This window comes from Pantoea sp. X-Soil-ISGK-355, assembly GCF_059730805.1.
The window spans coordinates 4,010,843-4,035,233 of sequence record NZ_AP035971.1 but is presented as its reverse complement, the minus strand read 5'-3'; the positions used below and the strand labels follow the sequence as shown (position 1 = coordinate 4,035,233).

The window sequence follows — 24,391 nt, the reverse complement described above, 5'->3', positions numbered from 1 at the left end:
ACCGCGAGGCGAAGCGGGTATAGGAATTTTCGTTAAACCGTGCATACTGTGCGCTTTTTGATGGCCTGAGCGAGGGGTTTTTGCACCTCTTAGACTCCAACAAAAGATAACTCTATGAGCTCGGATAATAAGCAGTCACTTCGCGGATTAACGCTGGCCGCTATTGGTGTTGTTTACGGGGATATCGGCACCAGTCCGCTGTATACCTTGCGTGAATGTCTCTCCGGACAGTTTGGTTTCGGCGTTGAGCGGGAAGCGGTATTTGGCTTTCTGTCGCTGATTTTCTGGCTGCTGGTGCTGGTGGTCTCACTGAAGTACATCAGTTATGTGATGCGCGCCGACAACGCCGGGGAAGGCGGAATACTGACCCTGATGTCGCTGGCTGGCCGCCATACCGGTGCACGCGCCACGGCGGTGCTGGTGATCATGGGCCTGATTGGCGGCAGCTTCTTCTATGGAGAGGTGGTGATCACGCCAGCCATTTCGGTGATGTCCGCCATTGAGGGCCTTGAGATTGCTGCGCCGTCGCTGGATCCCTTTATTGTGCCGATGTCGATTGCCGTACTGACGCTGCTGTTTGCCATTCAGAAGCATGGCACCGGTATGGTGGGTAAACTCTTCGCGCCGGTAATGCTGGTCTGGTTTCTGGTGCTGGCGATCCTGGGGGTTATGGGCATCATGCGAAACCCGGACGTGCTGCATGCGCTGAATCCTGCCTATGCGGTTGAATTCTTCCTGCACTATAAGTCTGTTTCGTTCTTCGCCCTCGGTGCAGTCGTGCTGGCGATTACCGGGGTTGAGGCGCTCTATGCCGATATGGGTCACTTTGGTAAAGTGCCGATTCGACTGGCCTGGTTCTCAGTGGTGCTGCCGTCGCTGGTGCTGAACTACTTTGGCCAGGGCGCGCTGTTACTCAGCGATCCTAAAGCAATTAAAAACCCCTTCTTCCTGCTGGCCCCGGACTGGGCGCTGATCCCGATGCTGATTCTGGCAACGCTGGCCACCGTTATCGCTTCACAGGCGGTCATCTCTGGCGTCTTCTCGCTGACGCGTCAGGCGGTGCGACTGGGCTATCTGCCGGGGATGCGTATCATCCACACTTCTGAGCGCGAATCGGGCCAGATCTATATTCCGGTGATCAACTGGGTGCTCTATTTCGCCGTGCTGATTGTGATTATCAGCTTTGAGCATTCAAGCAATCTGGCTGCGGCTTACGGTATTGCGGTGACCGGCACTATGGTGCTGACGGCGATGCTCTCCTGCACCGTGGCGGTTAAAAACTGGCACTGGAATAAGCTGGCGGTCGCCGTCATCCTGGTGCTGATGCTTTGCATTGACGTGCCGTTGTTTACCGCCAATTTGGTGAAAATTTTCTCTGGTGGCTGGCTGCCGCTCTGTCTCGGCCTGGTGATGTTTATCATTATGACGACGTGGAAAAGCGAACGTTTCCGTCTGCTGCGCCGCATGCACGAACATGGTAACTCCCTGGAGGCAATGATCGCGTCGCTGGAGAAATCGCCGCCGGTTCGCGTACCGGGCACAGCGGTCTATATGTCGCGTGCCCTGAATGTGATTCCGTTTGCCATGCTGCACAACCTTAAGCACAACAAAGTGTTGCATGAGCGGGTCGTGCTGTTGACGTTGCGCACTGAAGATGCGCCTTACGTGCACAACGTGCGTCGTGTCACTATTGAGCAGCTGTCGCCGACCTTCTGGCGGGTGGTGGCAAGCTACGGCTGGCGTGAAACGCCAAACGTTGAGGAGATCTTCCATCGTTGCGGGCTGGAAGGACTCAACTGTCGCATGATGGAGACCTCGTTCTTTATGTCGCATGAGTCGCTGATCATCGGCAAGCGGCCGTGGTATCTGCGCCTGCGCGGCAAACTCTTCCTGGCGCTGCAGCGCAATGCGCTCCGTGCGCCAGACCAGTTTGAGATCCCGCCAAACCGGGTTATTGAGCTGGGCACTCAGGTCGAGATTTGATCGGCAGCGCCCGCCTTACGGGGTGGGCGCTGCCCAGCGTAGCGTGACGCACAAGCCGCCACCGGGTCGCTGGCTGAACGTAATCTGCATCCCGTGCAGTTGGGCAATATTACGCACTATCGATAATCCCAGCCCGCTCCCACTCTTCTCCTGACCTGGCGGTCGCCAGAAACGCTCACCGAGCCGTTGCAGGTCGGCAGCACTCAGACCCTCGCCGTTATCCTCCACCGACAGGCTGTTTGCCTGCAGTCGCACATCGACTTCGCTGCCCGCAGGCGTATAGCGAATGGCGTTATCCAGCAGATTCCGCACCAGCAGCGACAGCAACAGCGGATGGCCCTGAATTTGTGGATCGACCTCAGCGTGCAGCCGCAACGTGACACCGGTTTTATCCGCCAGCGGCAATTGTGCGGCGAGTGTCTCCTGCACCGTGCGTTTCAGCGCCACCGGTTCGAAGGCGTTGCGTGCATCATCAGCTTCAACCCGCGAGAGCGTCAGCAGTTGATCCACCAGCCGCGTGGCGCGGACAATGCCGGCATCCAGTTGTTGCAGCGCATGGGTTCGCATCACTTCGTCATCCGCAGTCAGCTGGATCACTTCGCTTTGCACCTGCAGCGCGGCCAGCGGACTGCGCAGCTCATGCGCGGCATCGGAGGTAAAGCGCCGTTCACGCTGCATCATGGCGCTGATACGGCTGAAAAGGCCATTAAGCGCAATCATCAGCGGCTGTACCTCTTTCGGCACGCGGTCTGCCTGCAGCGGCGTATCGTCATCGGGCGCGCGCTGCGCCAGCTGCTGTGCCAGCGTTTTCAATGGCCGCAGTTCAGACCAGACCAGGCCGATGAGCAACAGCAGCATAAACGGCAGTGCGATCAGCCAGGGCAGCATACTGGCTTTCATCAGATCCTGCGTCATGTCGTCGCGGTATTCCGACTCCTGACCGACGACTACCCGGAATTTCTGATCCGGCGTGGTCAGCCAGACAAACCGCCAGCGATCGTCATCATTGGTGAGCTGACCCTCATGAAATCCCTGATAGTCCGCCTCAAACGGCAGATAGCGGCCATTATCGCCATCATTCATCACCTGCCTGCCGTCACGGGTAAAAACAGCAAAGGCCAGGGCATCGTCATCCTGCTCCCCACGATGGTGGCGCAGCATCGCTTTGGTTCGGGGCAGCGTGGTGTTATCCAGCGAAGAGAAATCAAGCGTCAGCAGGCGCTTGGCCAGCAGCATCTGCTGGGTATCAAACAGCTCATCAAGGGTTTCACGGGTCTGATGCCAGGCACTCAGGCTGGCGCTGGCCCAGCAGAGCCCGAGCAGCAGCACAAAACCGATACCCAGCCGCAGAAACAGGCTCATTGATCGCATTCAGCGGCTCCCAGGGTATAGCCGACGCCGTGCAGCGTGCGGATAAACGCGCTGCCCAGTTTTTTACGCAGATGATGAATGTGGACCTCTACCGCATTGCTGGAGACATCGGCATCCCAGTTGTAGAGCTTCTCTTCCAGCTGGCTGCGCGTCAGCACCCGTCCTGGGTTGCGCATAAAGAGTTCCAGCAGCGCCAGTTCACGGCTTTTTAACTCAATCGCTTCGCCATCGCGCATGACGCTATGGCTGCCGGGGATCAGCACCACGTTACCGTGACGGAGTTCGGGCTGCAGTTGACCATGACGGCGGCGGATCAGCGCCTGTAAGCGCGCGGCCACTTCGGTTAAGGCAAAGGGTTTACACAGATAGTCATCGGCTCCCATCTGCAGGCCTTCAACCCGCTGATCGAGCGCATCGCGGGCAGTCAGTATCAGTACCGGTACATCTTTGCCCAGCTGCCGCCACTGCCGCAGGATATCGAGCCCATCCCGCTCAGGCAGAGAAAGGTCCAGAATCACCGCATCCCAGGGCGCGGCCTCCAGCGCGTTAAAGCCCGACTCACCAGAGGTAAACCAGTCAACGCTGAAGCCCAGTTTACTCAGTCCCGCTTTGATACCGTCGCCAATTAAGCGATCGTCTTCAATCAGTAAAATACGCATTACGTCTCCCTGTTCTGATAGCGCTTTATACGAAGCAACTTCCTCCCTGTACAGCTGATTTCGGCGAAAATGGCTTATTTTTCACGCTTAAGAAGCTGTTAAGAACTCTGTGGTCAACTGGGCGTATTCAAACCGAAAACACCACTGAGAAAGGGGTACACCATGAAAAAGCACGCTGCAATTCTGGCCGTCGTTATGCTGGCTTCCGCCCCGGTTTTCGCTGCACAGCAGGGCGGATTTGTTGATCCCAGTGCGCCGGCCGCACAGACGCCGTCAGCATCCGGTCAGGGCGGCTTCAGTGCCGATAACACCAGTGTGGTGACCGTGAAGCAGGCTGAAGAGATGAAAGATGACAGCTGGATCACCGTGCGCGGCAAGCTGGAAAAACAGATCGGCAAGGAAGATTATCTGTTCCGCGACCAGACCGGCACCATGAAGGTCGAAATCGACCACAAGCACTGGAACGGCCAGACGATCACGCCCAAAGATAACGTTGAGCTGACGGGTGAACTGGACAAAGATTTCAACAGCATTGAGATGGACGTTAAGCAGGTTAAGAAACTGCCTTAATCGTTTACTTCAGGGCCGCATTCGCGGCCCTTTTTTCCTCCCATTCCCCGCCTTAATGCAAATTTCTCCCCGCGTGAGCGAAACGTTTCGATAGCGATCACAGATTTCTTCTTTGCCGGTTGAGTTGATGGGGGCTTTTCATACACTTCAGACAGCGAAACGTTTCGCTATGGAGTGAAAAGATGAAAAAAGGTCGCCTTTTAAACGCAGAACTCTCTCATGTGATTGCCCGCCTGGGACACACGGATACGCTGACGATTGCCGATGCTGGCTTGCCCATTCCGGCCGGACCGCGACGCATCGACTTAGCGCTTACGCCGGGTACGCCCGATTTTATGCAGGTGGTGAATGCTGTCGCACTGGAGATGCAGGTAGAGAGTGCCCTGATCGCGGAGGAGATTAAGCAGCATAATCCGCACCTTCATAGCGCGCTCGTCGCCGTGCTCGAAGCCTTGCAACAGCACCAGGGGAATAGCATCACCATCAGCTACACCAGTCATGAAAAATTCAAACAACAAACGCAGCGTAGTCAGGCGGTCATTCGCAGCGGAGAGTGCTCTCCATTTGCGAATGTCATCCTCAGCGCCGGTGTGACCTTCTGAGGCCGCTATGCAACCTTTACTGCAACTCGACGGCATTGAAAAATCCTTTCCGGGCGTGAAAGCCCTGAAGGGTGCGTCGCTGAATGTCCGTGCAGGACGCGTGATGGCGCTGGTGGGCGAGAACGGCGCAGGCAAGTCCACCATGATGAAAGTGCTGACCGGGATCTATCAATATGATGCCGGTACGCTGCGCTGGCTCGGTAAAGAGACCCGTTTCAGTGGACCGAAAGCGTCTCAGGAAGCGGGTATTGGCATCATCCATCAGGAGCTGAACCTGATCCCTCAGTTAACCGTGGCGGAAAATATTTTTCTTGGTCGCGAATATGTGGGTCGTTTTGGCCGTATCCAGTGGCCGCGTATGTATGCCGAAGCCGATGCGCTGCTTAAAAGGCTCAATCTGCGCTTCAACAGCCACAAGCTGGTTGGCGATTTGTCGATTGGCGATCAGCAGATGGTCGAAATCGCCAAAGTGCTGAGCTTTGAGTCGCAGGTCATCATCATGGATGAGCCGACCGATGCGCTGACGGATACCGAAACGCTGTCGCTGTTCCGGGTGATCAACGAACTGAAAGCGCAGGGCTGCGGCATCGTCTATATCTCGCATCGCATGAAAGAGATCTTTGAGATCTGCGATGACGTCACCGTATTCCGCGACGGTCAGTTTATTGCTGAACGTCCGGTCAGCGAGCTGACCGAAGAGAGCCTGATCGAGATGATGGTCGGACGCAAGCTGGAGGATCAATATCCACATCTTAATCAGGCGCCCGGCGACGTGCGGCTCAAAGTGGAAAACGTCAGCGGGCCGGGCGTGGAGAACGTCAGCTTCAGTCTGCGCAAAGGTGAAATCCTTGGCATTTCGGGCCTGATGGGCGCGGGCCGTACTGAACTGATGAAGGTGCTCTACGGCGCCCTGCCGCGTCGTGAAGGCGCAATGTGGCTCAATGGCCGGGAAGTGGTGACGCGTTCGCCACAGGATGGACTGGCTAACGGTATCGTCTATATCTCGGAAGATCGTAAGCGTGATGGTCTGGTGCTGGGCATGTCAGTGAAAGAGAACATGTCGCTGACGGCGTTAGGCTATTTCAGTCACGGCAGCGGCACGCTGAAACATGCAGCAGAGCAGCTGGCGGTAGGCGATTTTATCCGGCTGTTCAACGTGAAAACCCCTTCTATGGAGCAGCCGATTGGCCTGCTTTCAGGCGGCAACCAGCAGAAAGTGGCGATTGCCCGCGGTCTGATGACCCGCCCTAACGTGCTGATTCTGGACGAGCCGACCCGCGGTGTGGATGTCGGTGCGAAGAAAGAGATCTACCAACTGATTAACCAGTTTAAAGCCGAAGGGCTGAGCATCATCCTGGTCTCCTCGGAAATGCCGGAAGTGCTGGGTATGAGCGACAGGATTCTGGTGATGCATGAAGGCCGTATCAGCGGCGAATTTACCCGAGAAGACGCCACTCAGGAGAGCCTGATGGCAGCCGCCGTAGGCAAGCAACACAGCGAGGATTTAGTGGTATGACGACCCAAACTTTACCGGCCAGCCGTCGCTGGTTTAGCAAAAGCTGGCTACTGGAACAGAAGTCGCTGATTGCGCTGGTGGTGCTGATTGCCGTAGTGGCCAGCCAGAGCCCGAACTTCTTTACCGTGGCGAACCTGTTCAACATTCTGCAGCAGACCTCGGTCAATGCCATTATGGCGGTCGGGATGACGCTGGTGATCCTGACTTCCGGTATTGACCTCTCTGTGGGATCGCTGCTGGCCCTGACCGGTGCGGTCGGTGCATCGCTGGTGGGCATGGAAGTCAATGCACTGGTCGCGGTAGCGGCTTCGCTGGCGCTGGGTGCGGCAATCGGTGCCCTGACCGGCACCATTGTGGCGCGCGGTAAGGTTCAGGCCTTTATCGCCACGCTAGTCATGATGCTGCTGCTGCGCGGTGTCACCATGGTCTACACCGACGGCAGCCCGATTAACACCGGCTTCAGTGCCAATGCCGATCTGCTGGGCTGGTTTGGTATTGGTCGCCCGCTGGGTATCCCTGCGCCGGTCTGGCTGATGGCGCTGGTCTTTGTCGCCGCCTGGTACATGCTGCAGCACACGCGTCTGGGTCGCTATATCTATGCGCTTGGCGGTAACGAAGCGGCAACGCGTCTCTCAGGCATCAATGTGAATCGCGTCAAAATCATCGTCTATTCACTGAGCGGCATGCTGGCGGCGCTGGCGGGCACCATTGAAGTGGCGCGTCTCTCATCAGCACAGCCGACGGCGGGTACCGGCTATGAGCTGGATGCGATTGCTGCGGTCGTGTTAGGCGGAACCAGTCTGGCTGGCGGTAAAGGCCGTATTTTCGGCACCCTGATTGGCGCGCTGATCCTCGGCTTCCTGAACAACGGCCTGAACCTGATGGGCGTCTCTTCGTACTACCAGATGATCGTTAAAGCGGTAGTCATCCTGCTGGCGGTGCTGGTGGATAATAAAAGCAGTAAATAACTCTGACCTTACACAGGATAATAAGATGAAAAAGTTAACCGCACTGGCCATGATCCTCGGCGCAACGCTCAGTACCAGCGCTATGGCAAAAGATACCATCGCGCTGGTGGTTTCAACCCTGAACAACCCGTTCTTTGTTTCTCTGAAAGAGGGTGCTCAGAAAGAAGCGGACAAACTGGGTTATAACCTGGTGGTGCTGGATTCACAGAACAACCCGGCTAAAGAGCTGGCGAACGTGCAGGATCTGACCGTTCGCGGTACTAAGCTACTGCTGATCAACCCGACTGACTCTGATGCCGTAGGTAACGCAGTCAAGATGGCTAACCAGGCGAACATTCCTGTCATCACGCTGGATCGTGTTGCGGCACAGGGCACCGTGGTCAGCCACGTCGCTTCCGATAACCGTTTCGGCGGTAAAATGGCCGGTGATTTTATCGCCAAAAAAGTCGGCGAAAATGCCAAAATTATTGAGCTGCAGGGCATTGCCGGCACCTCTGCTGCCCGCGAACGTGGCGAGGGCTTCAAACAGGCCGCTGATGCGCATAAATTCCAGATCCTCGCCAGCCAGCCTGCTGACTTTGACCGTACCAAAGGTCTGAACGTCATGCAGAACCTGCTGCAGGCGCATCCGGATGTTCAGGCGGTATTCGCTCAGAACGACGAAATGGCGCTGGGTGCACTGCGTGCGCTGCAGACCGCCGGAAAAACAGGTGTGATCGTGGTTGGTTTTGACGGCACTGCTGATGGCGTGAAAGCCGTAGAAGCTGGCAAACTGTCTGCGACCGTGGCACAGATGCCAGACAAAATTGGCATGATCGGCGTGGACACCGCTGATAAAGTGCTGAAGGGTGAAAAAGTGAAGGCGATCAATCCGGTCGACCTGAAGCTGGTCACTCAATAACTCAAAGAAAAGCAGGGCACCGCGCCACCCTCCCGGTGGCGCACTTATTCCGGACTCCCCTAATGAGCAAAAACGCAAAACTGGCCGTTCTTGGCAGCATTAACGCTGACCACATCCTTAATCTGGCGCACTTCCCTCGTCCCGGTGAAACGGTGATCGGGCAGAATTATCAGGTTGCGTTTGGCGGTAAAGGCGCGAATCAGGCGGTCGCCGCGGGTCGTGCGGGTGCCGATATCGCCTTTATAGGCTGTGTGGGCGCTGACGACATTGGCGAACGTATTCGTGAGCAGCTCACACAGGACAATATTGATACCACGCCTGTAGAAGTGGTTGAAGGCGAGTCGACCGGTGTGGCGATGATTTTCGTCAACGGTGACGGTGAGAACACTATCGGCATCTACTCCGGTGCAAACGCGGCGCTAACGCCTGATTGCGTGGCGCGTCATCAGCCGGTCATTGCCGGTGCCGATGCACTTTTAATGCAGCTGGAATCACCGCTGGAGAGCGTGCTGGCCGCCGCGACATTTGCCCGACAGCATCAGACGCAGGTTATTCTCAATCCGGCACCTGCCACCCCTCTCTCCGATGAGTTGCTGGCGCTGATCGATATTATTACTCCGAATGAAACGGAAGCGGAGAGTCTGACCGGCATTGCGGTTAACAATGATGAAGATGCGGCCCGCGCGGCGGCAGCACTGCATGCGAAAGGCATCGGCACGGTACTGATTACGCTGGGTCGCCGCGGTGTCTGGTTGAGCGAGCAGGGAGACGGTCAGCGTATTGCAGGCTTCAGCGTTAAAGCTATTGATACCATTGCGGCAGGCGACACCTTTAACGGTGCCTTTATTACCGCAAGACTGGAACAGAAGCCGATGTATGACGCGGTGCGATTTGCCCATGCCGCCGCCGCGATTGCCGTTACGCGTTCAGGTGCACAGCCCTCCGTGCCGTGGCGCGCGGAGATCGATGAATTTTTGCTGCAGCAGGGTTAAGCGCTTGAGTACCATGAAAGATGTCGCTCGGCTCGCGGGCGTCTCTACCTCCACTGTCTCGCACGTCATTAATAACAATCGCTTTGTCAGTGAAGGCGTGCGGGAAAAAGTTGAGCAGGCTATACGTCATCTTAACTATGCTCCTTCTGCACTGGCACGCAGTCTGAAAATTAATCAGACGCACACTATCGGTATGCTGCTGACTACCAGCAGTAACCCTTTTTATGCCGAAGTGGTGCGGGGCGTGGAGGAGAGCTGCTATCAGCGTGGCTACAGCCTGATTCTCTGTAATACGGCGGGAGATGAGGAGCGGATGAATCGCAGCCTGGAAACGCTGATGCAGAAGCGTGTCGATGGTTTGCTGATCATGTGTACTGAAAGTCATCTGCCGTCGGCAGACATCCTGAATCGTTATCCCTCTATACCTGCGGTGATGATGGACTGGGCACCATTTGAGGGGCGCGGTGACATCATTCAGGATAATGCGCTGCTGGGCGGCGAGCTGGCCACTCAGCATCTTATCGACAGCGGTTATACCCGTATCGCCTGTATAGCCGGTCCTCAGGATAAAACCCCGGCCCGTATGCGGCTCGAAGGTTATCGCAACGCCATGACTAAGAGTGGGCTGGAGATTTTGCCTGGCTATATCGTGAATGGTGACTTTGAATTTCAGGGTGGCTACAACGGGATGATCGAGTTGCTGGCGCTGGAAACGCTGCCGGAAGCGGTATTCACCAGTAACGATGCGATGGCTGTCGGCGTTTATCATGCCCTCTATCAGGCTGGCATGCAGGTTCCGCAGCAAATGGCGGTCATGGGGTATGACGATATTGAACTGGCGCGCTATCTCACTCCGCCACTGAGTACTATTCATCAGCCCAAAGATGCACTGGGCGAACTGGCGATAGATACATTAATTCATCGTCTCAGCGATCCCGACGCCAGCCAGCAAACGCTGGTGCTGACGCCGGAACTGGTGGTGCGAGGTTCGGTTTAGCGCTTTTTCTTCTTGTCGCGATTACTGATCAGATTACGTCCATCGCCGTTTTTCAGCAGCATAAAAGTCAGTGCCGAAAGCACGGTAACAACACCCATGGTCAGAAACGTGGCATGGAACTGTGAAATGGTGCTGGTTTCAAACTCCTGATAGAAGCGCAGCACCGCCGCGCTGACGGCCACACCAAAACTGATCGCTAACTGCTGCGTCACTGCCAGCACGCTATTACCCCCGCTGGCGTTATCATCATCCAGATCGGCCAGAGTAATGGTGTTCATGGCGGTGAACTGCGTAGACATCGCCATACCGAGAACAAACAGTGGAAGCAAGAGTACAAAGATGCTTTCAGCGGGTGACTGCAGAGAGAAGCTGGCGATCAGGATGCCGATAATGGCGGTAATGCCGACCAGCAGACGGCGATAGCCCAGCCAGCGCAGCAGTTGTGTCACCGTTGACTTCGCCAGTATTGAACCAATGGCGGTTGGCGCCATCATGCAGCCTGCGATAATCGCAGAAAAGCCAAACCCGACCTGCAACATGAGCGGCATCAAAAAGGGCACACAGCCGGTGCCGAGACGAGAGGCAATATTGCCGACGATGCCGACTGAGAATGTCCGGGTTTTAAACATCGGCAGATTGATCAACGGTGAAGGGTGATTCCGGGCATGTACTATATAGAGGAGCAAAAGCACGATCCCGCTGAGTAATATCCCGCCCGCCAGCCAGGCAGAAACAATCCGCTCACCGAACAGCTCAATCCCAATTGAAATCATCACCAGTCCAGTCCCGAATAATATGAAGCCGAAAAAGTCGAAGCGGCGCTTGGGTGTAGTGAAGTCCGGCATATATTTGCGTGCGTAGATAATGCCGAGAATGCCTATCGGGATATTAATCAGGAAGATCCAGTGCCACGTCGCGTAGGTTACCAGCACACCGCCCAGCATGGGGCCCAGTATTGGGCCAACTAATCCTGGCATGGTGACGAAATTGAGTACTGGCAGCAATTCACTGCGCGGATAGGCGCGTAGCAGCGCAAGGCGTGCGACCGGCATCATCATTGCGCCACCCACGCCCTGTACGATTCGCGATATGACCAGCACCGAAAGCGTCGGTGAGAGCGCACAAGCCAGCGAGCCGAGGGTGAACAGCGAAACCGCAATGATAAATACCTTGCGCGTGCCGAAGCGATCGGCGAGCCAGCCGCTGACCGGAATCAGCATAGCGACAGTGAGGGTGTAACTGATGACGGCGGATTGCATGGCCAGGGGAGAACGGTCAAGGCTGGTGGCGATAGCGGGCAGGGCGGTATTCAGTATAGTGGCGTCGAGTGACTGCATGAAAAAGGCCATAGCCGCTATCCATGGCAAACCGGCCATGCTGCGCGAGGATTTTATCATTGAGTGTCCTTCCTGGGGTTATCCTGCGAGAAGAAGCAAAATAATAGCACCCGTAATCTGCAACGGCAGGTCTCTTTACAACGTTTGATCGCTGTTTTTGTGCGTTATTCGGCCATGAAACGTCTCTTTTTAAGCCGTTCGTTTAAAAAAGATGCGCTCAGTAAATTAATTCGAAGAAACACTTGTCAGCCTGCGGAAACTCCCTATAATGCGCCTCCATCGACACGGCACACCGGCAACGGGATGACGGGCTGAGAGGCACAGGAGACTGCGCCGCCGGAGAAAAACTTCTGAGAAAGAGGTTGACTCTGCAGGAGGAAAGCGTAATATACGCCACCTCGCGACAGGACGCTAACGCACTGTTCGCACTGCTCTTTAACAATTTATCAGACAATCTGTGTGGGCACTCGCAGGATTGATATCAGCGTCTTTGGACGCACAAAAATATCAAAGCCTCACGAGTGAACACATAATGAAATTCATTATGACGTTTTACAGATGAGCATCGCTGCACTTGTTGCAGCAAATCAAACTTAAATTGAAGAGTTTGATCATGGCTCAGATTGAACGCTGGCGGCAGGCCTAACACATGCAAGTCGGACGGTAGCACAGAGAGCTTGCTCTCGGGTGACGAGTGGCGGACGGGTGAGTAATGTCTGGGGATCTGCCCGATAGAGGGGGATAACCACTGGAAACGGTGGCTAATACCGCATAACGTCGCAAGACCAAAGAGGGGGACCTTCGGGCCTCTCACTATCGGATGAACCCAGATGGGATTAGCTAGTAGGCGGGGTAATGGCCCACCTAGGCGACGATCCCTAGCTGGTCTGAGAGGATGACCAGCCACACTGGAACTGAGACACGGTCCAGACTCCTACGGGAGGCAGCAGTGGGGAATATTGCACAATGGGCGCAAGCCTGATGCAGCCATGCCGCGTGTATGAAGAAGGCCTTCGGGTTGTAAAGTACTTTCAGCGGGGAGGAAGGCGGTGCGGTTAATAACCGCGCCGATTGACGTTACCCGCAGAAGAAGCACCGGCTAACTCCGTGCCAGCAGCCGCGGTAATACGGAGGGTGCAAGCGTTAATCGGAATTACTGGGCGTAAAGCGCACGCAGGCGGTCTGTTAAGTCAGATGTGAAATCCCCGGGCTTAACCTGGGAACTGCATTTGAAACTGGCAGGCTTGAGTCTTGTAGAGGGGGGTAGAATTCCAGGTGTAGCGGTGAAATGCGTAGAGATCTGGAGGAATACCGGTGGCGAAGGCGGCCCCCTGGACAAAGACTGACGCTCAGGTGCGAAAGCGTGGGGAGCAAACAGGATTAGATACCCTGGTAGTCCACGCCGTAAACGATGTCGACTTGGAGGTTGTTCCCTTGAGGAGTGGCTTCCGGAGCTAACGCGTTAAGTCGACCGCCTGGGGAGTACGGCCGCAAGGTTAAAACTCAAATGAATTGACGGGGGCCCGCACAAGCGGTGGAGCATGTGGTTTAATTCGATGCAACGCGAAGAACCTTACCTACTCTTGACATCCACGGAATTCGGCAGAGATGCCTTAGTGCCTTCGGGAACCGTGAGACAGGTGCTGCATGGCTGTCGTCAGCTCGTGTTGTGAAATGTTGGGTTAAGTCCCGCAACGAGCGCAACCCTTATCCTTTGTTGCCAGCGATTCGGTCGGGAACTCAAAGGAGACTGCCGGTGATAAACCGGAGGAAGGTGGGGATGACGTCAAGTCATCATGGCCCTTACGAGTAGGGCTACACACGTGCTACAATGGCGCATACAAAGAGAAGCGACCTCGCGAGAGCAAGCGGACCTCACAAAGTGCGTCGTAGTCCGGATCGGAGTCTGCAACTCGACTCCGTGAAGTCGGAATCGCTAGTAATCGTGGATCAGAATGCCACGGTGAATACGTTCCCGGGCCTTGTACACACCGCCCGTCACACCATGGGAGTGGGTTGCAAAAGAAGTAGGTAGCTTAACCTTCGGGAGGGCGCTTACCACTTTGTGATTCATGACTGGGGTGAAGTCGTAACAAGGTAACCGTAGGGGAACCTGCGGTTGGATCACCTCCTTACCTGAAGATACCTTCCCGCGCAGTGTCCACACAGATTGTCTGATAAAAAGTAACGAGCAGAAAAAACCTCTACAGGCTTGTAGCTCAGGTGGTTAGAGCGCACCCCTGATAAGGGTGAGGTCGGTGGTTCAAGTCCACTCAGGCCTACCAGATTTGTCCTCATGCTGCGTTGTGTCGACGGCTCGCATAGTTCACTATGCTTCGCATCGACACGCCTTGCCTGAGAAAAAATCGCATTCTTTACATGAAGAATGTTACTCCTGGTAGTAGCGGTCTCTGCAGTAACTGTATGGGGCTATAGCTCAGCTGGGAGAGCGCCTGCCTTGCACGCAGGAGGTCAGCGGTTCGATCCCGCTTAGCTCCACCATACCGTTTATCTGTTTTTTCTGAATACTTCAGAGCGTACCGGCAACGGTGTGCTGCGAAGTATTATGCTCTTTAACAATCCGGAACAAGCTGAAAATTGAAACGACGTGTCGCTTTCATTCTCCGTAATAAGAATGAAAAATGCGGCACGTTCGAGTCTCTCAAATCCCTGCAGTCTGCAGCGTTGCAAAACGCCTGTGGGTTGTGAGGTTAAGCGACTAAGCGTACACGGTGGATGCCCAGGCAGTCAGAGGCGATGAAGGACGTGCTAATCTGCGTAAAGCGACGGTAAGGTGATATGAACCGCTACAGCCGTCGATGTCCGAATGGGGAAACCCGGTGCACTCTGTGCATCATTGCAGCATGAATACATAGTGCTGCAAGGCGAACCGGGGGAACTGAAACATCTAAGTACCCCGAGGAAAAGAAATCAACCGAGATTCCCCCAGTAGCGGCGAGCGAACGGGGAGCAGCCCAGAGCCTGAATCAGCATGTGTGTTAGTGGAAGCGTCTGGAAAGTCGCAGGGTACAGGGTGATACTCCCGTACACAAAAGCACACGTGCTGTGAGCTCGATGAGTAAGGCGGGACACGTGGTATCCTGTCTGAATATGGGGGGACCATCCTCCAAGGCTAAATACTCCTGACTGACCGATAGTGAACCAGTACCGTGAGGGAAAGGCGAAAAGAACCCCGGCGAGGGGAGTGAAACAGAACCTGAAACCGTGTACGTACAAGCAGTGGGAGCCCTCTTTACGGGGGTGACTGCGTACCTTTTGTATAATGGGTCAGCGACTTATATTCTGTAGCAAGGTTAACCGTATAGGGGAGCCGCAGGGAAACCGAGTCTTAACTGGGCGTTAAGTTGCAGGGTATAGACCCGAAACCCGGTGATCTAGCCATGGGCAGGTTGAAGGTTGGGTAACACTAACTGGAGGACCGAACCGACTAATGTTGAAAAATTAGCGGATGACCTGTGGCTGGGGGTGAAAGGCCAATCAAACCGGGAGATAGCTGGTTCTCCCCGAAAGCTATTTAGGTAGCGCCTCGTGAACTCATCTCCGGGGGTAGAGCACTGTTTCGGCTAGGGGGCCATCCCGGCTTACCAACCCGATGCAAACTGCGAATACCGGAGAATGTTATCACGGGAGACACACGGCGGGTGCTAACGTCCGTCGTGAAGAGGGAAACAACCCAGACCGCCAGCTAAGGTCCCAAAGTCATGGTTAAGTGGGAAACGATGTGGGAAGGCACAGACAGCCAGGATGTTGGCTTAGAAGCAGCCATCATTTAAAGAAAGCGTAATAGCTCACTGGTCGAGTCGGCCTGCGCGGAAGATGTAACGGGGCTAAACCATGCACCGAAGCTGCGGCAGCGACACTTATGTGTTGTTGGGTAGGGGAGCGTTCTGTAAGCCGTCGAAGGTGTGCTGTGAGGCATGCTGGAGGTATCAGAAGTGCGAATGCTGACATAAGTAACGATAAAGCGGGTGAAAAGCCCGCTCGCCGGAAGACCAAGGGTTCCTGTTCAACGTTAATCGGAGCAGGGTGAGTCGACCCCTAAGGCGAGGCCGAAAGGCGTAGTCGATGGGAAACAGGTTAATATTCCTGTACTCGGTGTTACTGCGAAGGGGGGACGGAGAAGGCTATATCAGCCGGGCGACGGTTGTCCCGGTTTAAGCGTGTAGGCGGAGGGTCCAGGTAAATCCGGTCCCTTATTAACGCTGAGGCGTGACGACGAGGCACTACGGTGCTGAAGTGATAAATGCCCAGCTTCCAGGAAAAGCCTCTAAGCATCAGGTAACACAGAATCGTACCCCAAACCGACACAGGTGGTCAGGTAGAGAATACCAAGGCGCTTGAGAGAACTCGGGTGAAGGAACTAGGCAAAATGGTGCCGTAACTTCGGGAGAAGGCACGCTGGCGCGTAGGTGGAGGGACTTGCTCCCCGAGCCGAAGCCAGTCGAAGATACCAGCTGGCTGCAACTGTTTATTAAAAACACAGCACTGTGCAAACACGAAAGTGGACGTATACGGTGTGACGCCTGCCCGGTGCCGGAAGGTTAATTGATGGGGTTATCCGCAAGGAGAAGCTCTTGATCGAAGCCCCGGTAAACGGCGGCCGTAACTATAACGGTCCTAAGGTAGCGAAATTCCTTGTCGGGTAAGTTCCGACCTGCACGAATGGCGTAATGATGGCCAGGCTGTCTCCACCCGAGACTCAGTGAAATTGAACTCGCTGTGAAGATGCAGTGTACCCGCGGCAAGACGGAAAGACCCCGTGAACCTTTACTACAGCTTGACACTGAACATTGAGCCTTGATGTGTAGGATAGGTGGGAGGCTTTGAAGCGCGGACGCCAGTCTGCGTGGAGCCAACCTTGAAATACCACCCTTTAATGTTTGATGTTCTAACGTAGGCCCGTTATCCGGGCTGCGGACAGTGTCTGGTGGGTAGTTTGACTGGGGCGGTCTCCTCCTAAAGAGTAACGGAGGAGCACGAAGGTCAGCTAATCACGGTCGGACATCGTGAGGTTAGTGCAATGGCATAAGCTGGCTTGACTGCGAGAGTGACGGCTCGAGCAGGTGCGAAAGCAGGTCATAGTGATCCGGTGGTTCTGAATGGAAGGGCCATCGCTCAACGGATAAAAGGTACTCCGGGGATAACAGGCTGATACCGCCCAAGAGTTCATATCGACGGCGGTGTTTGGCACCTCGATGTCGGCTCATCACATCCTGGGGCTGAAGTAGGTCCCAAGGGTACGGCTGTTCGCCGTTTAAAGTGGTACGCGAGCTGGGTTTAGAACGTCGTGAGACAGTTCGGTCCCTATCTGCCGTGGGCGCTGGAGAATTGAGGGGGGTTGCTCCTAGTACGAGAGGACCGGAGTGAACGCACCACTGGTGTTCGGGTTGTCATGCCAATGGCACTGCCCGGTAGCTAAGTGCGGAAAAGATAAGTGCTGAAAGCATCTAAGCACGAAACTTGCCCCGAGATGAGTTCTCCCTGACTCCTTGAGAGTCCTGAAGGGACGTTGAAGACTACGACGTTGATAGGCCGGGTGTGTAAGCGCAGCGATGCGTTGAGCTAACCGGTACTAATGACCCGTGAGGCTTAACCTTACAACGCCAGAGGCGTTTTTGAGAGACACGATTTTCAGCCCTGTTCCGGATATTCTGCGCGGCCTTAAAGGGCGGCGCGGAGACAGGATTTGCCTGGCGGCTTTAGCGCGGTGGTCCCACCTGACCCCATGCCGAACTCAGAAGTGAAACGCCGTAGCGCCGATGGTAGTGTGGGGCCTCCCCATGCGAGAGTAGGGAACTGCCAGGCATTATATAAGTGAAGAAGCCCCGCACGCAGTGCGGGGCTTTTTTACGTCTGCAGATCGTGAAAAACACGAAAACCTCTCTGCTTCAACGCTTTTGCAGCCAGTCAGCAATAAAATCTGCAACGTTGTCCGGACTGTTTATATCCAGAACCGGCACATTTAGCGCTAATTTCTGGTCGCTGGCGACAGCGATCACTTGCCCATCAAGCAGTTCCTCGATCTCACCCTTGATCCCGGCACGCCAGACAACAATTTTAGGCACCGATTCCTCTTTAAAGCCCTCAACCAGCACTATCTCCAGCACAGAGTGATCCATGCGGCTGAGCAGATAAGGCAGATCAATCGACGGCTTTTCCGGTGTCTCACACATCAATGCCCATCGCTCTCTGTTAGCTACAATCACCTGACTGGCTCCTGCTTTTCTGAGCAGATAGCTATCTTTGCCTGGTGTATCTACGTCCATCTCATGATGCGTGTGCTTAATCAGCCCGGCGCGAATCTCTTTATTAAGAAGAATCGGTATCACCTGCTGTAATAGTGTCGTTTTGCCGGTTCCACTCCAGCCGACAATCGCGAGTAAAGGTAATGACATATCAACCGCTCTACTTCAGGTCATCAGGTGTATTGATATTGCGGAAAGCAGATTCATCATCATCCAGCTGAACAGCATGGCCGCCGTGGTCGCGCAGGAAGTGCATCAGACGTCGTTCACCGGCGTGAAGATAGTCATGAAGAGGTGCTGCCATCTCCCGATGAATCAGCGCCAGCGTCGGGTGGTCGCGTGATTGTGAGCGAACCCAGACTGCAGGGGCGTTTCCCCGTTGTTCAGCCAGTTTTTCAACGAAGTTAAGAGGAACGGCAGGCGTATCACAGGAGCAAAACGCAGCCCATTCACCGTCGATGGTTATTAATGCACTGTAGATACCAGCCAGCGGACCCGGATAGCCATCAAAAACATCCTGCACAACCCGACACCCGCTTAACTGATAGCGATCAATATTACGATTGGCATTAATCATGACAATGTCGACTTGTGGCCTGAGCCGTTCAAGGACATGCTGATAAAGCGGCCTGCCATCCAGTTGCACTAATCCTTTGTCCTGACCACCCATACGGCGGCCCTGACCTCCGGCCAGAATGATGCCGGTCAATCTTGTCATGACTGTGCCCTCGCTGATGACGCACTGTGAATAACGGAGAAACCTCAATGAAATGCCATCGTTTAAACGAGTTGATCGAACTGCTGCAACCCGCCTGGCAAAAAGAGCCTGACCTGAATCTGGTCACATTTTTGCAGAAACTGGCGCAGGAATCTGGTTTCCGTGGCCCGTTAAGTGAATTAACTGACGATGTATTAATTTACCATCTCAAAATGCGTGACTCCGCCAGCGATGATGCGATCCCAGGCCTGAAAAAAGACTATGAAGTTGATTTCAAAACTGCACTGCTCCGCGCACGGGGTGTCATTAAACAGGACGAGTAATGTTATCCTTGGCAGCTAAATGTTAGGGCAACTACAGGTAATATGATGAGCGACGCTGCTTTCAACTTCCAGACATTAAATCCCGACGTATTGCTTGATGCGCTCTGGGATACAGGAATTCGCGTCGAATCAGGTCTGACAGCCCTGAACAGCTATGAGAACCGGGTTTACCAATTCAGCGATGATGAAAAACGTCGCTATGTTGCGAAGTTTTATCGCCCACAGCGCTGGCGTGCTGAACAGATTGATGAAGAGCATCAGTATGCGCTCGATCTGCTGGCTGACGAGGTGCCCATCGCAGCACCACTGCGGTTAAAGGGTGAGACCCTGCACAGTCACGCTGGCTTCTTCTTTGCCGTATTCCCCAGCCTGGGCGGACGACAATATGAGACAGACAACGAAGATCAGATGGAGTGGGTAGGCCGCTTCCTGGGCCGCATTCATCAGACCGGGCGTAAAGCGCTGTTCAGGCATCGGCCTGCCATCGGTCTGGATGAATATCTGCATGAACCCCGGCAGGTGCTGGAGCACTCTCTGTTAGTGCCTGCATCGCTTAAAGTCGCACTGCTACAGGCTATCGATAAGCTGGGAAACACGTTGCAACAACAGTGGCACACCACGTGGCAGCCGCTACGATTACATGGCGACTGCCATCCGGGTAATATCCTGTGGCGCGATGGACCACTGTTTGTGGATCTGGATGATGCCCGTAATGGCCCGGCCGTGCAGGATCTCTGGATGCTGATCAGCGGCGATCGTCAGGAACAGCGTATTCAATGGGATATACTGCTGGAGGCGTACAGTGAGTTCAGTGATTTTGATATTAATGAATTGTCACTGATTGAACCTTTACGCGCCATGCGCATGGTTTATTATCTGGCCTGGGTTGTCCGACGCTGGCAGGATCCCGCTTTTCCGCGCGCTTTCCCCTGGATGACAGATGAAGATTTCTGGCGCAGGCAAATTTCACTCTTTACCGAGCAGGAGAAGCTGTTGCAGGAACCTCCTCTGCAGCTGACACCGCAATATTAACGACGTAGTCAGGAGAAGTTTTCACGATGAAAAAAATTTGGTTTGCACTGATGGGTTTAGTGCTGGCATTCAGCGCGTCTGCTGCCCAGTTCACTGAAGGTAAACAATATGTGAGTCTGCCAAAACCTGTGGCCAGTGAACCTCAGGTGTTGGAGTTCTTTTCCTTCTTCTGCCCGCACTGCTATCAGTTTGAGCGTATTTATCACGTCAATGACGCGGTGAAAAACAACCTGCCTGCTGACACCAAAATGGTGAAATACCACGTCGATTTCCTCGGTGGTGATATGGGGCCGGTTGTGACCCAGGCCTGGGCTGTTGCAATGGCGCTGGGTGTTGAAGATAAGGTGACAGCCCCGATCTTCGATGGCATTCAGAAAACGCAGACAATCACCGATCCTGCCAGTCTGAAAGAAACTTTTGTCAAAGCAGCCGGTATCTCCGCTGCTGAATACGATGCTGCGTGGAACAGCTTCGCCGTAAAAGCGCTGGTTGCGCAGCAGCAGAAAGCGGCTGCGGATGTTGACCTGCGTGGCGTGCCAGCGATGTTCGTGAATGGCAAATATATGGTGAACAACGGCGGTCTGGATCTCAGCTCTATGGATAATATGGTCGCAGACTATGCGAACGTCGTGAAATTCCTTTTAAGCCAGAAGTAATCTGCTTTACCACCCCATCTGACGCCAGCTCTGCTGGCGTTTTTTTATGCCATTGAACAGCGGCGCAAATTTTGTCCATCTCCAGGGCATAAATTTAATATCCACACAAGGGATCGCGTAATTAAAAATGGCGATCGGGTCACGGAAATTAAATAAGTCAATGAAAATTATAGATTTTATTAAAGGCTAAATCCTTTAAGATCCTGAATAACAGCGCGTTATAATTTTTACGCACAAAGTTATCCACAGAACGATCGTTGCGATCTTCCCTCCAGAACCGTCAAAAACGTGACATATCCTACGCCTTAGTTCACCATTTCCGCCAGCTTGTGGCATCCTTATAGACCAACCCATAGCAACGAAGACAACACAGACTTATGGCGCAAATAGCAGAAAATCCCCTCATTCTGGTCGATGGCTCATCCTATCTTTATCGCGCATATCATGCGTTTCCGCCGCTGACCAATAGTGCAGGTGAACCCACTGGCGCCATGTACGGCGTGCTCAACATGCTGAAAAGCCTGCTGGCGCAATATAATCCTAGTCACGTTGCTGTGGTGTTCGATGCCAAGGGCAAAACCTTCAGGGACGAGCTGTTCGAGCATTATAAATCTCATCGTCCGCCGATGCCTGACGAACTGCGTGCGCAAATCGAGCCGCTGCATGAGATGGTGCGGGCGATGGGTCTGCCGTTGCTGGCTGTGAGCGGCGTTGAAGCCGATGATGTCATCGGTACACTGGCGCTGGAAGCGGAGAGAAAAGGCCTTTCAGTACTAATCAGCACAGGCGACAAAGATATGGCGCAGCTGGTCACGCCAGCCATCACGCTGATTAACACCATGAGCAATACCATTCTGGGACCGGAAGAGGTTGAGCAGAAATATGGTGTGCCGCCAGCTTTGATCATCGATTTTCTGGCCATGATGGGCGACAGCTCAGATAACATCCCTGGCGTTCCCGGCGTGGGTGAGAAAACGGCACAGGCTCTGCTGCAGGGCCTGGGCAGCATGCAGACCATTTATGACAATCTGGACAAGGTAGCCGATCTCGGCTTTCGTGGTGCCAAAACCATGGCGACTAAACTTGAGCAGAATCGTGATGTAGCCTTTCTCTCTTATCAGCTGGCGACAATTAAAACCGACGTTGAGCTGGCGCTGCCCTGTGAAGAGCTTACGGTCACTGAACCCGATGTCGAAGCATTGCAGGCACTGTTCAGCCGGTACGAATTCAAACGCTGGCTGAGCGACCTGCAGGATGGGAAATGGCTGCAGGGCAAGAAGAGCAATACTCAGGCGCAGAAATCGCTCTCCGATGAGCCGGTTCCTGTGGCTGAAACCAGCAGCGTATTACCGACCGAGAATTATGTCACCATTCTGGATCAGGATCTTTTCGACAGCTGGCTGGAGAAGCTGAAAAACAGCGAGGTTTTTGCCTTTGATCTGGAGACCGACGCGCTGGATACCCTGAGCGCTAACATCGTGGGCATCAGCTTTGCGGTTGCGCCCGGCGAAGCCGCCTATCTGCCGGTTGCACACGACTATCTCGATGCGCCTGATCAGCTGGATCGCGCGGCCGTTCTGGCACAGCTCAAGCCCCTGCTGGAAGATGACAGCGCCTGGAAAGTGGGCCAGAACCTGAAATACGATCGTGGCGTGCTGAAGAATTACGACATTGAACTGGCCGGTATCAAATTCGACACCATGCTTGAGTCCTATATTCTTAACAGCGTGGTGGGCAAACATGACATGGATAGCCTGGCTGCTCGCTGGCTTAACCACAAAACGGTCACCTTCCAGGAGATCGCTGGTAAAGGCAAAAATCAGCTGACGTTCAATCAAATCGCACTGGAGCAGGCATCCCATTATGCTGCCGAAGATGCCGATGTGACCCTGCAATTGCATCTGAAAATGTGGCCAGAGCTGGAGAAAGAAGCGGGCCCGAGAAAAGTCTTCGAGCAGATTGAGATGCCGTTACTGACGGTAATTTCCAGGATTGAGCGCAATGGCGTGTTAATCGATCAGGCTATTCTGGCGCAACACTCGAAAGAGCTGACTGCCCGACTCGCTGAGCTTGAATTAAAAGCGCATGAGCTGGCGGGAGAACCCTTTAACCTCTCATCCACCAAACAGCTTCAGGTGATTCTGTTTGAAAAACAGGGTATCAAGCCCACTAAGAAAACACCGGGTGGGGCACCGTCAACCAGCGAAGAAGTGTTAGCTGAGCTGGCACTCGACTATCCGCTGCCCAAAGTGATTCTGGAGCATCGCGGCTTATCCAAACTTAAGTCGACCTATACGGATAAATTACCGCTGATGATCAACCCGCTGAGCGGGCGCGTACATACCTCTTATCATCAGGCCGTTACCGCCACCGGTCGCTTGTCATCTGCCGACCCGAATCTTCAAAACATTCCGGTACGTAATGACGAAGGACGCCGAATCCGTCAGGCCTTTGTGGCGGCCAAAGGCTATCGCATTGTGGCGGCAGACTATTCGCAAATCGAACTGCGTATCATGGCGCATCTTTCTCAGGATAAAGGATTACTGGACGCTTTTGCCCAGGGCGAAGATATTCACCGTGCCACGGCATCCGAAGTGTTTGGTGTACCACTGGATAAGGTCAGTGCAGAACAGCGCCGTAGTGCGAAAGCGATCAACTTTGGTCTGATCTATGGCATGAGCGCATTTGGTCTGTCGCGCCAGCTGAACATTGGCGCAGGCGAAGCGAAAAAGTATATGGATCTCTACTTTGAACGCTATCCGGGCGTACTGCGCTATATGGAGAACACCCGCCAGCTGGCGGCAAGTAAAGGCTATGTCGAAACGATTGAAGGCCGTCGGCTGTGGCTGCCCGATATTAAATCCAGCAACGCGATTCGCCGGAAAGCTGCAGAACGTGCCGCGATCAATGCGCCAATGCAGGGAACGGCAGCGGATATTATCAAGCGGGCGATGATTGCTGTTGATGAGTGGCTGGAACAGCAAAACGACAATAGTGTCAGAATGATCATGCAGGTTCACGATGAACTGGTGTTCGAAGTGAAAGCGGAGGCCGTTGAAGCAGCCAGCCAGAAAATCCGTGCGTTGATGGAAGGTAGCGTGCAGCTCGACGTGCCTTTACTGGTTGAAGTCGGTGTGGGTGACAACTGGGATGAAGCCCACTGATTCACGGCTTCAGGTCGGTTCCACAGAGCGGAATCGACCCTTAATCAGGTATAAGTAAATCGTTTAATTCCCTGGTTTAGACCGGCCAGCGCTGGTACTGAGATTAAGCGTTTTTATAACTGCTTATCGGCTAAACACTTTTTTCGTTATTTAACTACATCGCAACGCTATTTTTGTGATGTGTATGGTAAAAAAAGTCCTGCCTGATGTAAGTAAGCAACAAAAAAGCCTTTGTCACGCACAGAAAATCAGGTAAAGTTCGTCGCGTAGGGTACAGAGGTAAGATGTTCTATCTTTCAGACCTTTTACTTCACGTAATCGGATTTGGCTGAATTT

Annotated in this window: 18 protein-coding genes, 2 tRNA genes and 3 rRNA genes; 18 read left to right on the top strand and 5 right to left on the bottom strand. The window is 54.1% G+C overall.

The genetic code is table 11. From position 1 onward, the window contains the following. The first annotated feature begins 114 nt into the window (after positions 1 to 114). Positions 115 to 1,983 carry a low affinity potassium transporter Kup gene (kup, locus tag AC6I8J_RS18635; protein ID WP_013359553.1) on the top strand — a complete coding sequence of 623 codons (1,869 nt, stop codon included), beginning with the start codon at positions 115 to 117 and terminating at the stop codon, positions 1,981 to 1,983. Between the two features lie 15 nt (positions 1,984 to 1,998). Here the strand turns inward: kup and qseC are convergent, their stop codons facing one another. Together qseC and qseB are read right to left on the bottom strand one after the other, a co-directional pair. Then, positions 1,999 to 3,354, bottom strand: a complete 1,356-nt coding sequence (gene qseC / locus AC6I8J_RS18630; RefSeq protein ID WP_497825625.1) for a quorum sensing histidine kinase QseC — start codon at positions 3,352 to 3,354, stop codon at positions 1,999 to 2,001. Beyond that, the gene (gene qseB, locus AC6I8J_RS18625) at positions 3,342 to 4,013 is read right to left on the bottom strand and encodes a quorum sensing response regulator transcription factor QseB (protein ID WP_222924815.1); all 672 of its coding nucleotides are present in this window, start codon (positions 4,011 to 4,013) and stop codon (positions 3,342 to 3,344) included. Before qseB ends, qseC begins: the two co-directional genes overlap by 13 nt. Positions 4,014 to 4,175: 162 nt before the next feature. Here qseB and AC6I8J_RS18620 point away from each other — a divergent pair, with 162 nt between their 5' ends. The 7 genes from AC6I8J_RS18620 (at position 4,176) to rbsR (ending at position 10,559) form a co-directional block, all read left to right on the top strand. Next, positions 4,176 to 4,583: a YgiW/YdeI family stress tolerance OB fold protein gene (locus tag AC6I8J_RS18620; RefSeq protein WP_161733330.1), complete on the top strand. Its 408-nt coding sequence runs from the start codon at positions 4,176 to 4,178 to the stop codon at positions 4,581 to 4,583. 182 nt (positions 4,584 to 4,765) lie between these two features. After that, a complete protein-coding gene (rbsD, locus tag AC6I8J_RS18615) occupies positions 4,766 to 5,185 on the top strand; it encodes a D-ribose pyranase (RefSeq protein ID WP_161733332.1) in 420 nt (139 codons plus the stop codon). A gap of 7 nt (positions 5,186 to 5,192) precedes the next feature. Beyond that, positions 5,193 to 6,701 carry a ribose ABC transporter ATP-binding protein RbsA gene (gene rbsA / locus AC6I8J_RS18610; RefSeq protein WP_161733334.1) on the top strand — a complete coding sequence of 503 codons (1,509 nt, stop codon included), beginning with the start codon at positions 5,193 to 5,195 and terminating at the stop codon, positions 6,699 to 6,701. Then, positions 6,698 to 7,669 (top strand): ribose ABC transporter permease, encoded by a 972-nt coding sequence (gene rbsC, locus AC6I8J_RS18605; protein ID WP_161733336.1) that lies wholly within the window; start codon positions 6,698 to 6,700, stop codon positions 7,667 to 7,669. Before rbsA ends, rbsC begins: the two co-directional genes overlap by 4 nt. Positions 7,670 to 7,694: 25 nt before the next feature. Then, positions 7,695 to 8,570, top strand: a complete 876-nt coding sequence (gene rbsB, locus AC6I8J_RS18600) for a ribose ABC transporter substrate-binding protein RbsB (RefSeq protein WP_098051971.1) — start codon at positions 7,695 to 7,697, stop codon at positions 8,568 to 8,570. A gap of 62 nt (positions 8,571 to 8,632) precedes the next feature. After that, entirely contained in the window at positions 8,633 to 9,562 is a 930-nt protein-coding gene (rbsK, locus tag AC6I8J_RS18595) for a ribokinase (protein WP_253420530.1), read from the top strand. Positions 9,563 to 9,575: 13 nt separating this feature from the next. Further along, positions 9,576 to 10,559, top strand: coding sequence for a ribose operon transcriptional repressor RbsR (gene rbsR / locus AC6I8J_RS18590; RefSeq protein WP_161733341.1), 984 nt, complete (start codon positions 9,576 to 9,578; stop codon positions 10,557 to 10,559). Here rbsR and mdtD read toward each other — a convergent pair. Next, a complete protein-coding gene (mdtD, locus tag AC6I8J_RS18585; RefSeq protein ID WP_161733343.1) occupies positions 10,556 to 11,956 on the bottom strand; it encodes a multidrug transporter subunit MdtD in 1,401 nt (466 codons plus the stop codon). The genes rbsR and mdtD overlap by 4 nt on opposite strands. A 535-nt stretch (positions 11,957 to 12,491) precedes the next feature. Between mdtD and AC6I8J_RS18580 the strand changes: the two genes are divergently transcribed. From AC6I8J_RS18580 to rrf, 5 genes are all read left to right on the top strand, one after another. Beyond that, positions 12,492 to 14,031: ribosomal RNA gene (locus tag AC6I8J_RS18580) — 16S ribosomal RNA — on the top strand. Positions 14,032 to 14,104: 73 nt separating this feature from the next. Beyond that, positions 14,105 to 14,181, top strand: a tRNA-Ile gene (locus tag AC6I8J_RS18575). Positions 14,182 to 14,322: 141 nt separating this feature from the next. Further along, a tRNA-Ala gene (locus tag AC6I8J_RS18570) sits at positions 14,323 to 14,398 on the top strand. Positions 14,399 to 14,605: 207 nt separating this feature from the next. Beyond that, a 23S ribosomal RNA gene (locus tag AC6I8J_RS18565) occupies positions 14,606 to 17,514 on the top strand. Between the two features lie 92 nt (positions 17,515 to 17,606). Beyond that, a 5S ribosomal RNA gene (rrf, locus tag AC6I8J_RS18560) occupies positions 17,607 to 17,722 on the top strand. Together the 16S, 23S and 5S rRNA genes with 2 tRNA genes alongside form the textbook arrangement of a ribosomal RNA operon. A gap of 83 nt (positions 17,723 to 17,805) precedes the next feature. Here rrf and mobB read toward each other — a convergent pair. Continuing rightward, on the bottom strand, positions 17,806 to 18,312 hold the full coding sequence (gene mobB / locus AC6I8J_RS18555; RefSeq protein WP_161732893.1) for a molybdopterin-guanine dinucleotide biosynthesis protein MobB: 507 nt from the start codon (positions 18,310 to 18,312) through the stop codon (positions 17,806 to 17,808). 10 nt (positions 18,313 to 18,322) lie between these two features. Next, complete coding sequence (gene mobA / locus AC6I8J_RS18550; RefSeq protein ID WP_161732895.1) at positions 18,323 to 18,880, bottom strand: molybdenum cofactor guanylyltransferase MobA; 558 nt, start codon at positions 18,878 to 18,880, stop codon at positions 18,323 to 18,325. 47 nt (positions 18,881 to 18,927) lie between these two features. Here mobA and AC6I8J_RS18545 point away from each other — a divergent pair, with 47 nt between their 5' ends. The 5 genes from AC6I8J_RS18545 to spfP all read left to right on the top strand — a co-directional run bounded on the left by AC6I8J_RS18545 (position 18,928) and on the right by spfP (position 24,387). Further along, complete coding sequence (locus AC6I8J_RS18545) at positions 18,928 to 19,203, top strand: YihD family protein (protein ID WP_033734564.1); 276 nt, start codon at positions 18,928 to 18,930, stop codon at positions 19,201 to 19,203. A gap of 45 nt (positions 19,204 to 19,248) precedes the next feature. Continuing rightward, complete coding sequence (locus AC6I8J_RS18540; RefSeq protein WP_161733042.1) at positions 19,249 to 20,235, top strand: serine/threonine protein kinase; 987 nt, start codon at positions 19,249 to 19,251, stop codon at positions 20,233 to 20,235. Positions 20,236 to 20,261: 26 nt separating this feature from the next. Continuing rightward, positions 20,262 to 20,891 carry a thiol:disulfide interchange protein DsbA gene (gene dsbA, locus AC6I8J_RS18535; RefSeq protein ID WP_161732898.1) on the top strand — a complete coding sequence of 210 codons (630 nt, stop codon included), beginning with the start codon at positions 20,262 to 20,264 and terminating at the stop codon, positions 20,889 to 20,891. Positions 20,892 to 21,268: 377 nt separating this feature from the next. Beyond that, positions 21,269 to 24,055 carry a DNA polymerase I gene (gene polA, locus AC6I8J_RS18530; RefSeq protein ID WP_222924817.1) on the top strand — a complete coding sequence of 929 codons (2,787 nt, stop codon included), beginning with the start codon at positions 21,269 to 21,271 and terminating at the stop codon, positions 24,053 to 24,055. 284 nt (positions 24,056 to 24,339) lie between these two features. Further along, positions 24,340 to 24,387: a small protein SpfP gene (spfP, locus tag AC6I8J_RS18525; protein WP_071892919.1), complete on the top strand. Its 48-nt coding sequence runs from the start codon at positions 24,340 to 24,342 to the stop codon at positions 24,385 to 24,387. The last annotated feature ends 4 nt before the right edge of the window (positions 24,388 to 24,391 follow it).